Below are 11,967 nucleotides of genomic sequence, written 5' to 3' on the forward strand. Positions count from 1 at the left end.
CTCGCCGGCCGCCCGCCCCCGGGCGCGCACCACACACCCCCCGTCGCAAGGGAAAGGATTCCCATGTACAAGATGGACCGGCGTCAGGCGCTCATGGCCATCGGCGCGTTCGCCGCGCTCGCCGCCTGCGGCAGTGACGACACCAAGAAGAAGAGCGACGACTTCTCGGCGAACCGGGAAGGCGCGATGCCGGACTACGGCCCCGGCGCCCAGTTCAAGGCCGCCGCGCCGCTCACGTTCACCATGCTGTACAACAACCACCCGTTCTATCCGATCAAGAACGACTGGATGTTCTGGTCGGAGCTCACCAAGCGGACGAACGTTACGATCCAGCCGAGCGTGGTGCCGCTCAGCGACTACGAGAACAAGCGCAGCCTGGTGATCGGCGCCGGCGACGCGCCGTTGCTCATCCCGAAGACCTACCCCTCCCAGGAGACCCCGTTCGTCGCCTCCGGCGCGATCCTCCCGGTCAGCGACTACATCGACCTGCTGCCGAACTTCAAAGACAAGATCGCCAAGTGGAACCTCCAGGCCGACGTGGACACGCTCCGGCAGGCGGACGGGCGCTTCTACCTGCTCCCCGGCGTCCACGAGGACTTCTGGGTGGACTACTCCCTGGCCGTCCGCAAGGACGTCCTGGACAAGCTCGGGCTGGAGATCCCGCAGACCTGGGACGATGTGCGCACCATGCTGAAGGCGATGAAGGAGGAGTACCCCGACTCCTACCCGCTGTCCGACCGGTGGGGGACCCTCACGCCCGGCGCCAACCTGCTGAACATCGTCGGCACCTCCTACGGCGCGCCCGGCGGCTGGGGCTACGGGGAAGGGGTGTGGTGGGATCCCAGCGCCCAGAAGTTCGCCTTCACCGGCGCGATGGAGCCGTACAAGCAGATGCTGCAGTACCTGAACACGCTGGTCCAGGACAAGCTGATCGATCCTGAGAGCTTCACGCAGAGCGACGACCTGGCCATCCAGAAGCTGGTGTCCGGCAAGTCCTTCGTGATCAGCACGAACGCGCAGACGCTGGTCAACGAGTACCGGCCGCCGCTGTACAAGGCGAACCCCAAGGCCGAGCTCGTCAAGATCCCCGTGCCCGTGGGCCCGCTCGGCCCCATCAAGTACGGCTCGGGCAACACCCGCCTGGAGAACGGCATCATGATCTCCAAGAAGGCCCGCGACAGCAAGAACTTCGTCGCGATGATGCAGTTCCTCGACTGGCTGTGGTACTCCGACGAGGGCCAGGTCTTCGCCAAGTGGGGCGTCGAGGGGGTCACCTACACCAAGGACGCCTCCGGGAAGTTCAAGCTGGCGCCGGACGTCGACTTCGTCGGGCTCAACCCCAAGGCGCCCAAGCACCTGCAGAAGAACTTCGGCTTCTCCAACGGCATCTTCGCCTACGGAGGGTCCACCCAGCTCCTGGAGTCGACCTTCTCCGAGGAGGAGGTGGCGTTCCAGAAGGTGATGAACGCGAGGAAGCCCGTGGAGGTGCCGCCGCCGCACCCGCTCACCGACGAGGAGCGCGAGCAGGTCACGCTGTGGGCGACCCCGCTGAAGGACCACGTCACCCAGAACACGCTCAAGTTCATCCTGGGCAAGCGCGACTTCGGCGAGTGGGACGCCTACGTCAAGGAACTGGAGGGGAAGAACATGACGTCGTTCGTCACCATGGTGAACGGCGCCTACGAGCGGTACAAGAAGGAACACGGCTGATCGCCCGCCTGGAGTCTCCCGATGGCCGACACGACGGCGGAACCGCGGTTCGGGGCAGGGCCCCTGTCGCGCGGTTCCGCGCTCGTCTACACCCTGCTCGTGGTGGAACTGCTGTTCCTGGCCGCCAGCGCGCCCGGCCTGGCCGGGCTCGTCCTGCTCGACCGGGACGCCGCCAACGTCCCGCTGGCCGCCGCCTGCCTGATCCCGGCCGGGCCGGCGCTGTCGGCCGCGCTGTACGCCCTGCACCACCGGCGCCTGGATCTCACCGACCTGCGTCCCTGGGCGGCGTTCTGGCGGGGTTACCGGGCCAACTTCCGCGGGGTCGTGAAGCTGTGGATCCCGTTGCTGGCGTGGCTGGCCGTCATCGGGACGAACCTCGCGAACTTCGCCGCCGCCGGCGTGCCCGGGTGGTGGGCCGCGCTGTCGTCGCTCATCGCGGTGGTGGCGGTTCTGTGGTTCGCCAACGCGCTGGTGATCACATCGTTGTTCGCGTTCCGGGCCAGGGACGTGGCGCGCCTGGCCGCGTACTTCCTCACCCGTTCCCCCCGGGCCGCACTCGGCAACGCGGGCCTGCTGGTCGTGGCGGCCGGTGTCACGCTGGTCGCCTCCGAGGCGGTGCCGGTGCTGCTGGCCTCGGCGTTCGCGGGGGCGCTGCTGCTGAACAGCCGCACGCTGATCGCCGAGGTGCGCGGCGGCTTCACCGCCTGAGAAGGAGCCTTGTGACCAACGCCGAACCGACCGACGTCCACCCGGCGTGGCTGCCGCCGGAGGCCTTCCGGGCGATCGGCTCGCGCCGCGCGCTCGTGGCGGGCGAGGGCCCGCTCGCCGGCACCGTCTACGAGGAGGTGGCGCGGGCCTGCGCCAGGTACGGCGGGACCGTACTGCGCCAAGCTCCGGGCCCGGAAATCGGCGCAAAGCCGGGCCAAGAGCCGGGCGCGGAGCCGAGCTCAGGGCCGGGTCCGGAGCCGGGCCCTGAGTCAGGTCCCGAGCCGGGCGCGGCCGGTGACCCGGGGACGGGCGGCGGGCGGGCCGGTTCGGCCGCCGGTCAGGTCGACCTGGTGCTCGCGCTCTCGGCGGCGCGGCCCCTGCCGCCCGCCGCCGAGCCGGTCGCGGCCGAGTTCGGGCGCGGGCGGGCCGGCCACGCCATCGGCGAGGAGGGGTTCGTCATCGCCCGCCGCGACGGCGTCACGGTGGTGCTCGCCGACGAGCCCGCGGGCCTGCTCTACGGCCTGTTCCACGTGGTGCGGCTCGGCGAGGCGGCCTTCGGGGACGCGCGCCCGGCGGAGCACCACCGGCCCGCGCTGCGCCGGCGCGTGCTCGACCACTGGGACAACGTCGACGTGCATCCGGTGATGGGGCAGGTGGAGCGCGGCTACGCGGGCGGCTCGCTCTTCTGGCGGGACGGCGTCCTGCGCGCCGACCTCGGCAGGGTGCGCGCGTACGGGCGGCTGCTCGCCGCGTGCGGCGTGAACGCGGTCGTGGTGAACAACGTCAACGTGCACGCCACCGAGGCCCGCCTGCTGACCGACCGGCTCGGCGACGTCGCCGCGATCGCCGCCGAACTGCGGCCCTACGGGATCCGGGCGCACCTGTCGATCGACTTCGCCGCGCCGATCACCGTCGGCGGGCTGCCGACCGCCGACCCGCTCGACGAGGACGTGCGCAAGTGGTGGCGGGCGGCCACCGAGCGGGTGTACGAGACGATCCCCGACTTCGGCGGCTACCTGGTGAAGGCGGACTCGGAGGGGCGGCCCGGCCCGTTCGCGTACGGGCGCGGCCACGCCGACGGCGCGAACATGCTCGCCGAGGCGCTGACGCCGTTCGGCGGGGTCGTCCACTGGCGCGCCTTCGTGTACGACCACCTGCAGGACTGGCGCGACCGGTCGACCGACCGGGCCCGCGCGGCCCACGACCACTTCGCGCCGCTCGACGGGCTGTTCCTGGACAACGTGATCCTCCAGGTGAAGCACGGCCCGATGGACTTCCAGGCGCGCGAGCCGGTGTCGCCCGTCATCGCGGCCATGCCGTCCACCCGCCTGGCGATGGAACTCCAGGTCTCCCAGGAGTACACCGGCCAGCAGCGGCACGTATGCTATCTCGCGCCCATGTGGAGCGAGGCGCTCGCCTTCCGCCCTTTCGGCCCCGCCGGCCCCGCCATGGCGCACATCATCGCCGGCCACAAGGCGGCCGGCGCCGCGCCGGCCGGCGACGGCGGGACGGCCGCCGGGTGGGCGCCTGACGCGGGCGGCGGCCTGGCGGGGGTGTCCAACGCCGGCGACGACCCCTACTGGACCGGCCACCCGCTCGCGCAGGCCAACCTGTACGCGTTCGGCAGGCTCGCCTGGGCGCCGTGGACCGACCCGGTGGCGATCCTCGACGAGTGGATCGGCCTGACCTTCCCGGCGGCGGCGCCCGGCGGCGACGAGCCGCTGCGGCGTGTCCTGCACGCGATCATGGACGACTCGCTTCGCACCTACGAGCGGTACACCGCGCCGCTCGGCGTCGGGTTCATGGTCCGCCCCGGGCATCACTACGGTCCCGACGTGGACGGGTACGAGTACACCCCGTGGGGCACCTACCACTTCGCCGACCGCGACGGCGTCGGGGTGGACCGCACGCGCGCCACCGGGACCGGGTTCACCGGGCAGTACCCGCCGCCCTGGTCGGAGGTGTACGAGTCGCTCGACCTGTGCCCCGACGAGCTGCTGCTGTTCTTCCACCACGTCCCCTACGGGCATGTGCTGCACAGCGGCTCCACCGTCATCCAGCACATCTACGACACCCACTTCGCCGGGGTGGAGCAGGTCGCCGAGGCCCGGTCGCTGTGGGAGGGGCTCGCCGGCGACGCGTCGGTGCCGCCGGCGCTGCACGCGCGGGTGACGGACCTCTTCGACGAGCAACTGCGCTGCGCCGAGGAGTGGCGCGACCAGATCAACGCCTACTTCTACCGCAAATCAGGCATACCCGACGCCCAACGCCGCCGCATCCCATGACGCCTCCGCTCGGCGCGGCCATAGTCCGATGGCGCCGCAGGCCGGACGGTCCGGACATTGATCTACGTTGTAAAGGCGGTCCGGCCGGAACCGAGCGGAGGCAGGCGGGGAACGGTTCAGGCGATCTTGAGGGTGGCTCTGTCGAGGATGGCGTCGAGGTCGAGGCCGGTGGGCAGGGTGCCGAAGGCGCGGCCCTGGTCAGGGCCCAGGCGGGAGGCGCAGAAGGCGTCGGCCACGGCGGGGTGGCCGTGCCGCACCAGCAGGGACCCCTGCAGGACGAGGGCGAGGCCCTCGACCACCCGGCGGGCTCGGTAGTCGATGCCGGCCGTGTCGGCGAGGGAGTTCTTCGCCTGGCGGACGGCGGCGTCCAGGCGGCGGTCGGCGCCCGCGGCGAGGTCCACCTCGCCGAAGAAGGCGTCCAGGGCCTCGGGCTCCTTGGCGAGGGCCCTGAGCACGTCCAGCGCGGCCACGTTGCCCGAGCCCTCCCAGATGCCGTTCAGCGGCGACTCGCGGAACAGCCGCGGCATCTGCGACTCCTCCACGTACCCGTTGCCGCCCAGGCACTCCAGCGACTCCGCCGCGTGCGCCGGCGCCCGTTTGCACACCCAGTACTTGGCGGCGGCCAGGGCCGTGCGGCGCAGCGCGCCCTCGCCGGTCTCGCCGCGGATGGCGCGGTCGGTCGCCCCGGCCAGGCGGACCATCACCGCGGTCGCCGCCTCCGACTCAAGGGCCAGGTCGGCCAGCACGTTGCGCATCAGCGGCTGCTCGGCGAGCGCCTTGCCGAACGCCTTGCGGTGCGTCGCGTGGTGGACGGCCTGGACCACCCCGTAGCGCATGCCGGCGGCCGAGCCGATGACGCAGTCGAGCCGCGTCATGTTGACCATCTCGATGATGGTCCGGACGCCGCGGCCCTCCTCGCCGACGAGGCGGGCGACCGCGCCCTCGTACTCCACCTCGGCCGAGGCGTTGGACCTGTTGCCGAGCTTGTCCTTCAGCCGCATGACGCGCATCGCGTTGCGCGAGCCGTCCGGCAGGACGCGGGGGAGCAGGAAGCACGACAGCCCGCCGGGGGCCTGCGCGAGCACCAGGAAGGCGTCGCACATGGGGGCGGAGTTGAACCACTTGTGGCCGGTGATCGCGTACGTGCCGTCGCCGAGCGGCTCGGCGCGCGTGGTGTTGGCCCGCACGTCCGAGCCGCCCTGCTTCTCGGTCATCGCCATCCCGGCGAGCACCCCGCGCTTGGCGGCGGCGGGCCGCAGGCCGAAGTCGTAGCTGCGCGAGGCGAGCAGGGGCTCCCACTCGGACGCCAGGGCCGGGGTGTGCCGCAACGCCGCCACGCTCGCGTAGGTCATGGAGATCGGGCAGCCGTGGCCGGCCTCCACCTGCGACCACACGTAGAACTTCGCCGCCCGCGCCACGTGGGCGCCCGGCCGGGGCGAGGTCCACGGCGTGGCGTGCAGGCCGTGCTCGACGGCCACCGCCATCAGCTCGTGCCAGGCCGGGTGGAACTCGACCTCGTCGACGCGGTTGCCGTACCGGTCGTGGGTGCGCAGGACCGGCGGGTGCTCGTTGGCCAGCCTGCCCCATTCCTGGGCTCTGGCCGACCCGGCGAGCGTCCCGAGGGTGCGCAGCTCTCCGAGCGCCCAGTCCGCGCCCTCCCGGCGCACGCCCTCTACCATGGCGGGGTCGGCCGACACGTCATGACCGGTGAGCGGCGGGACCTGGTTGGTGACCTCGTGCGTCAAGAGAGCCTCCGGGCGGTGTCGGGTGCGTGCCTGTGCGGTGCCGGAACGCGTCCTGGATGCGCGCTTCGGCATCCATCTCAACATTTCCCTGGAACAGTGGGATGCTCGGGTCGCTGACCAAGGAAGGGTGGGACCGGTGGAGGCCCCTGGAACGACCGACGATCGGCTGCTTCACCAGCGCGTCGTCGGCGGGGACGAAAGCGCGCTGAGCGAGGTGCACGACCGGCTGTCTCCGCTGGTGCTGGGTCTGGCGCTGCGGGTCACACGCGACCGGGTCGTCGCCGAGGACATCGTGCAGGAGGTCTTCGTCACCTTCTGGGAGCGTCCCTTGGCGTTCGACCCCGACCGCGGGTCGCTGCGCGGGTGGCTGGCCACGATCGCGCACCGGCGGGCCGTCGACCACGTACGCGCCGAGGAACGCCACAGGGTCTCGGCGCTCGGCCCCCGGCTGACCGATCCTGAGCCGAGCCCGCTGGAAGACTGGGTGCTGGCCGCCGACGAGGCGGCCCGCGTGCGGGTCGCCGTCAGCAGGTTACCGAACGAGATTCGAGAGGCGATCGAACTCGCGTACTACCGTGGCCGTACATATCGTCAGGCGGCCGAGGAGCTCGGGCTGCCGGAGGGAACCGTCAAGTCCCGCATCCGGCTGGGCCTTCGCAGGCTCGCCGACGAGCTCACCGAGAAGGAGGTGTGACGGTGGACCCCGAACGCGCGCCGGACCGGGACTTCGCCGTCCTCGGCGCGCCCGATGTGCCCGCCTCCTCCGACCCGGTGACGCGGCTGGGCCTCGACGCGCTGGTCACGGCCGCCGCTGAGGCCGCCGCAGAGTCCGCCGCCGAGAGCGCGGACCAGACCGCGGACGAGAGCCGGCTGTCGCGGCTGCTGACGGCCGCCCGCTCGGCCCGCCGTCCCGCGGCCGTCACCTCGGGCGTCGCCGCCCCGTACGCGGCCCGGGTGGCCGCCATGGACGCCCTGCTGGCCTCCGCGGCGCCCGGCGACTGGTCGGCGACGATCGTCGAGGGCTGGACGCTGCAGCAGCTGCTCGCCCACCTCGCCGCCACCGACAGCCTGGTCGCCGCCGCCATCGGCGCGCCGGTGGCCGGTCCCGAGGTCGCGTCGGACGAGGTGCTGAGCCGGACGGCCGACATGATCGCCTCCGTGGCCGGGCAGTCTCCCGAGCGCACCCGCGCCGACTGGCGCGACCAGGCCGACGCCATCTGCCGGCGCGCCGGCTCGCTGGACGCCGCCACGGTGATCGCCCCCGGCGGCATCGGCCTCCCCGTCTCCGACCACCTGCTCGCCCGCATGCTGGAGACCTGGATCCACACCGACGACGCCGCCGCGGTGCTGGGCCGTTCCCTGCCCCTGCCGCTCGCCGCGCACATCCACCCGACGGCCGACTTCTGCGCCCGGCTGCTGCCCCTGACGATGGCGCTGTCCGGCATGGACGGCGGCGGCCGCGCGATCAGGCTCACGCTGACCGGCCCCGGAGGCGGCGCCTGGCACGTTCCGCTCGACGTCGCCGGGACGGCCGTGCCCGACGACGGTTCGCCCGTCCAGGCGGCGATCACCTGTGACGCCGCGGCCTTCTGCTTCCTGCTCGGCGGACGGGGCGCTCCCGCCACGTTCCCCGCGGAGGTGGAGGGGGACGCGGGCCTGGTCCGCGACGTGCTGCACGCCGCCCCCGCCCTGTCGGGCCCCTGACGCCCGCACCTCGTGGCGGCCTTCGCGCCGGCCGCCGAGGTACCGGGCCGCTGAGCCGGCGGGCCCTGAGCTGCGGGGCCGCTGAGCCGGCGGGCCGCTGAGGTGGCGGGCCGCGACGGAGTCATGGCCTCCGCCCCGCTCCGGGAGGCGCGGCTCCGGCCGGCGGGTGCGTGAGTTCCTCCTTACGGAGGATCGGACCGATCGAGATATCGCGATACATTCGTGCCATGAATGATCCGGGTGGTATGCGCGCCTCGGACGCCGAGCGCGAGGCCGTCGTGGAGCGGCTGAGAGAGGCCTCCGTCGAGGGGCGCCTGACGCTCTCCGAGCTGACCGAGCGCACCGAGGCCGCCTATCTGGCCGCCACCCACGCCGAGCTGGCCCAGATCACCGCCGACCTGCCGGGCGGCGCGGCGCACGACGCCGCCCCCCGCCCGTCCGCGTACCCCTCGTCCCCGCGCCCGGGAACGGCCCGGCGCTGGTACGTCGCCGTCATGGGCGACACCAAGCGCCGCGGCAAGTGGCGCGTCGACCAGGAGATCGGCGCCGTCGCGGTGATGGGCGACGTGACGATCGACCTGCGCGAGGCCGAGGTGCGCTCCAACGAGGTCGACATCGTCGCCACGGCGGTGATGGGCGACGTGAAGATCATCGTGCCGGACGGCGTGGACGTCGACCTCAATGGCTTCGCCATCATGGGCGACAAGCGGGTGGACGTGGTGGAGGCCCCGCCGGGGCAGCACGTCCCGGTGGTGCGGGTCCGCGCGTACGTCGTGATGGGCGACGTCAAGATCATCGGTGACTCCCGTGCCAAGCCGATCCAGCGGGCCTGGACCGCGTGGAGCGAGTGGTGGCTGGAAAGACGCGGCGAGCTGCACGAGCTGCACGATGAGCACCTGCGCGCGGTGCGCGGGCAGCATCACGACCTGCACCGCGCCCACCACGAGTCACGGCGCGCGCAGCGCGAGGGGCTGCGCGCGTCCCGGGAGGCCATGCGCATGTCCCGTGAGGTCATGCGCCGGTCCCGACGGTCGGGCCGCGACGGCCCCTACCCTCCGCCGCCCCCCGCGCCGCCGTACAGGTAACACGCCCGCGCTCGCCGCGATGGTCGCGCTGCCGGGTCATCCGGCAGCGGCGGCGGCCTGTGCCGCCTGGATGGCCTTCTGCAGTGCCCGGGGCACCGGGGCGACGACGTCGCCCAGTTCCTCCCCGCGCTTGCGGGTGGACCGCCACCGGGACGATGGCATGACGGACCTGAGCCTGACCACCGCCGCCAGGGCGGTGAGCGCGGCGTCCCGGGGTTCCATCCGCGACAGGGGCTGCCCGCCGCGCATGGCGCCGTTGACAGTGGAGGCCAGCCGCCGCACCACGCGGGTGTCGCGGACCGTCACCTTCGTCCGCGGGATGACGCCGAGCAGGCGGACCCGCTCAACGCGGATCCACCCGCCGGCCTCAAGCTGGTCGCGCACCTGGCGAAGGGCGCGACTCGCGCCCTTGCTCACCCAGTGCTGCCAGGTACGCCGCCTGGACCCGGCGATCTGCTGGAGGGCGGCGTCGAGCACGGCGTCGTCCGCGATCGCCGGCCGCTTCACCACGGGGCCGCCGGTGGCGTCCGCCAGGTGTCCCCGCAGCAGCAGCTCGGCCAGGATGCCGGCGCGCATCAGGTAACCGAGCTTCCAGCGGGCGGTCAGCCGCTTGCGCTCGATGTCGTAGGCCAGCAGGTAGAGCCGCTGGGGCAGAGAGTCTGGCAGGTTCACCGGTCGCTCCTCTCAGTCGTGTCGTCCTGCGGTTGAGTCGTGTCGTCTTGCGGTTCGGTCGTGTCGTCCTGCGGTGGCGCGGCCGGCCCGGCCCCCGCAGATCGGGCCGCCCGCGAGTCGTCGTCCTGCGCGTCCTCCCGCACCGCGGACGCGCCGCCGGCCCGCGCCCCGGAGTCCTTCGGAGGCCGGCCTCGCCTGGGCATGCCGCCCGCGTCTCCGGGAAGCCGTCCCGCGCCGGCGAGCGCCCGCCGCAGCAGGAACTCGATCTGGGCGTTGGTGCTGCGCAGCTCGTCTCCGGCCCACCGGGTGATCGCGTCGTGGACGGCGGGGTCGAGCCGCAGGAGGATCTTCTTGCGCTCGCTCACTGGTACAGGGAGCCGGTGTTCACGACCGGCTGCACGTCCTTGTCGCCACAGAGCACGACCAGCAGGTTGCTGACCATGGCGGCCTTGCGCTCGTCGTCCAGGTCGACGACGTCGGCGGCGTCCAGTCGGTGCAGGGCGGCCTCGACCATGCCCACCGCGCCTTCGACGATCTGCTGCCGGGCGGCGACGACCGCGCCGGCCTGCTGGCGGCGCAGCATGGCCTGGGCGATCTCGGGGGCGTAGGACAGGCGGGTGATCCGCGACTCGATGACCTTGACCCCGGCCGAGGAGACGCGGGCGGCGATCTCGGCCGACAGCTTGCCGGTGATCTCGTCGGCGTTGTCGCGCAGCGAGAGCTGGCCGTCGTCGTGGGAGTCGTAGGGGTAGTTCCCGGCGATGTGCCGGACGGCGGTCTCGGTCTGGATGGCGACGAACTCCACGAAGTCGTCCACCTCGAACAGGGCCTTGGCGGTGTCCTCGACCTGCCACACCACGACCGCCGCCATCTCGATCGGGTTGCCGACGGCGTCGTTGACCTTGGCGATGGCGGTCTCGTGGTTGCGGATGCGCGTCGAGACCGATCGCCGCAAGGTGAGGGGGATCGTCCAGCGCAGGCCGTCGGTGCGCACGGTGCCGATGTAGCGGCCGAGCAACTGCACGACCCTGGCCTGGCCGGGCGCGACCGCCATGAGGGCGTGGAGCGGCAGGACGCCGATGAGGATGAGGACGATCCCGGCGACGATCGCGCTCGCCGTGCCCCCGTCGCTCTGGGACGCGAGCAGCGCGATGCCCGCGGCGACCAGCAGCAGGCACAGGCCGAGGACGGGCCAGCCCGACACGTCCACGGGACGCCGCTCGCTCACCTGTGCCGCCGGCATCCGCACCGCGACGTCGCCTGACTTCTCTATCTGGGCCATCGATCCTCCGGGGGACTCGTTCGATGGCATCACAATAGCAAAGTGATATCACTTTTCAAGCCCTTTCCCGCGGCCTGGTCGACAAGGTCACCGCCGCTGGCCGACACTGCGAAGACGAGGCTGTCGATCTCGACGGGAGCGCGCTATGAAGATCGTGGTGAACGGAGCGCCCACCGAGGTGGACGCCGGCCCCGACGACGCGGTGGTGGACGTCCTGCGCGACCGGCTCGGCCTCACCGGCGCCAAGGCCGCCTGCCGCACCGGCGTCTGCGGCGCCTGCACGGTCATGGTGGAAGGAGCGCCCCGGCTGAGCTGCCTGCTGCCCGCCGCGGCGGCCGAGGAGCGCGAGGTCACCACCGCCGAGGGGCTGAACCACCCGGTCCAGCGTGCCCTGGCCGTGCACGACGGCATGCAGTGCGGCTACTGCACTCCCGGCCTGGCGGTCGGTGCCGCCGCGTTCGTCGACGACTGGCGCGCCCGCAATGGCGACGTCGCGCCCTCCCGTGAGGACATCGCCGCCGCCATGGCGGGACATCTATGCCGGTGCGGGGCCTATGAGGGCATCCAGGCGGCGATCGCGGCGGCCTGCCGTGGCGAGTACGACGACCCCGCGGCCCCCGTCGCGCCGGCGCGAGTGGAGGCGATGGACAAGGTCACCGGCCGGGCCCGTTACACCACGGACGTCCGGCCCGAGGGCCTGCTGGAAGGGGTGATCATCCGCTCGACTCACGCACACGCCCGCATCCTCTCGGTACGAGTGGCCCCTGCCGCACACA

The 11,967-nt window shown here is 72.6% G+C and carries 10 protein-coding genes and 1 pseudogene; 7 read left to right on the forward strand and 4 right to left on the reverse strand.

What is annotated here, in order from left to right; genetic code table 11:
* The first annotated feature begins 63 nt into the window (after positions 1–63).
* The 3 genes from ACZ6QO_RS01580 to ACZ6QO_RS01590 are packed head-to-tail and all read left to right on the forward strand — an operon-like array spanning position 64 to position 4,703.
* The gene (locus tag ACZ6QO_RS01580) at positions 64–1,710 is read left to right on the forward strand and encodes an ABC transporter substrate-binding protein (RefSeq protein WP_465846603.1); all 1,647 of its coding nucleotides are present in this window, start codon (positions 64–66) and stop codon (positions 1,708–1,710) included.
* 21 nt (positions 1,711–1,731) lie between these two features.
* A complete protein-coding gene (locus ACZ6QO_RS01585) occupies positions 1,732–2,418 on the forward strand; it encodes a DUF624 domain-containing protein (protein ID WP_465846605.1) in 687 nt (228 codons plus the stop codon).
* Between the two features lie 11 nt (positions 2,419–2,429).
* Positions 2,430–4,703, forward strand: a complete 2,274-nt coding sequence (locus ACZ6QO_RS01590; protein WP_465846607.1) for an alpha-glucuronidase — start codon at positions 2,430–2,432, stop codon at positions 4,701–4,703.
* Between the two features lie 116 nt (positions 4,704–4,819).
* Here the strand turns inward: ACZ6QO_RS01590 and ACZ6QO_RS01595 are convergent, their stop codons facing one another.
* Positions 4,820–6,448 carry an isovaleryl-CoA dehydrogenase gene (locus ACZ6QO_RS01595; protein ID WP_465846608.1) on the reverse strand — a complete coding sequence of 543 codons (1,629 nt, stop codon included), beginning with the start codon at positions 6,446–6,448 and terminating at the stop codon, positions 4,820–4,822.
* Positions 6,449–6,584: 136 nt separating this feature from the next.
* On the opposite strand from ACZ6QO_RS01595, the gene ACZ6QO_RS01600 reads away from it, so the two are divergent.
* The 3 genes from ACZ6QO_RS01600 (at position 6,585) to ACZ6QO_RS01610 (ending at position 9,237) form a co-directional block, all read left to right on the forward strand.
* Entirely contained in the window at positions 6,585–7,142 is a 558-nt protein-coding gene (locus ACZ6QO_RS01600) for a sigma-70 family RNA polymerase sigma factor (protein WP_465846610.1), read from the forward strand.
* A 2-nt stretch (positions 7,143–7,144) separates the two neighbouring features.
* Positions 7,145–8,152 (forward strand): maleylpyruvate isomerase family mycothiol-dependent enzyme, encoded by a 1,008-nt coding sequence (locus ACZ6QO_RS01605; protein WP_465846612.1) that lies wholly within the window; start codon positions 7,145–7,147, stop codon positions 8,150–8,152.
* A gap of 227 nt (positions 8,153–8,379) precedes the next feature.
* Complete coding sequence (locus ACZ6QO_RS01610; protein WP_465846614.1) at positions 8,380–9,237, forward strand: DUF1707 SHOCT-like domain-containing protein; 858 nt, start codon at positions 8,380–8,382, stop codon at positions 9,235–9,237.
* A 36-nt stretch (positions 9,238–9,273) separates the two neighbouring features.
* Here ACZ6QO_RS01610 and ACZ6QO_RS01615 read toward each other — a convergent pair whose 3' ends face one another.
* From ACZ6QO_RS01615 to ACZ6QO_RS01625, 3 genes and pseudogenes are all read right to left on the reverse strand, one after another.
* Entirely contained in the window at positions 9,274–9,909 is a 636-nt protein-coding gene (locus ACZ6QO_RS01615) for a GOLPH3/VPS74 family protein (protein ID WP_465846616.1), read from the reverse strand.
* Positions 9,910–10,085: 176 nt separating this feature from the next.
* Positions 10,086–10,274: pseudogene (locus tag ACZ6QO_RS01620) on the reverse strand (type II toxin-antitoxin system antitoxin); the annotation flags it as partial.
* Positions 10,271–11,191, reverse strand: a complete 921-nt coding sequence (locus tag ACZ6QO_RS01625; protein ID WP_465846618.1) for an SPFH domain-containing protein — start codon at positions 11,189–11,191, stop codon at positions 10,271–10,273. The gene ACZ6QO_RS01625 and the pseudogene ACZ6QO_RS01620, both read right to left, overlap by 4 nt.
* A gap of 145 nt (positions 11,192–11,336) precedes the next feature.
* Between ACZ6QO_RS01625 and ACZ6QO_RS01630 the strand changes: the two genes are divergently transcribed.
* On the forward strand, positions 11,337–11,967 hold a 631-nt coding region (locus tag ACZ6QO_RS01630; protein WP_465846619.1), incomplete at its 3' end, for a (2Fe-2S)-binding protein.

The organism is Sphaerisporangium sp. NPDC049457, from assembly GCF_055586705.1.

What these genes read in the sequence shown, in the direction of transcription:
- ACZ6QO_RS01580 (WP_465846603.1), top strand. Translation starts at nt 64, where the DNA reads ATGTACAAGATGGACCGGCGTCAGGCGCTCATGGCCATCGGCGCGTTC.
- ACZ6QO_RS01585 (WP_465846605.1), top strand. Translation starts at nt 1,732, where the DNA reads ATGGCCGACACGACGGCGGAACCGCGGTTCGGGGCAGGGCCCCTGTCG.
- ACZ6QO_RS01610 (WP_465846614.1), top strand. Translation starts at nt 8,380, where the DNA reads ATGAATGATCCGGGTGGTATGCGCGCCTCGGACGCCGAGCGCGAGGCC.
- ACZ6QO_RS01625 (WP_465846618.1), bottom strand. Translation starts at nt 11,191, where the DNA reads ATGGCCCAGATAGAGAAGTCAGGCGACGTCGCGGTGCGGATGCCGGCG.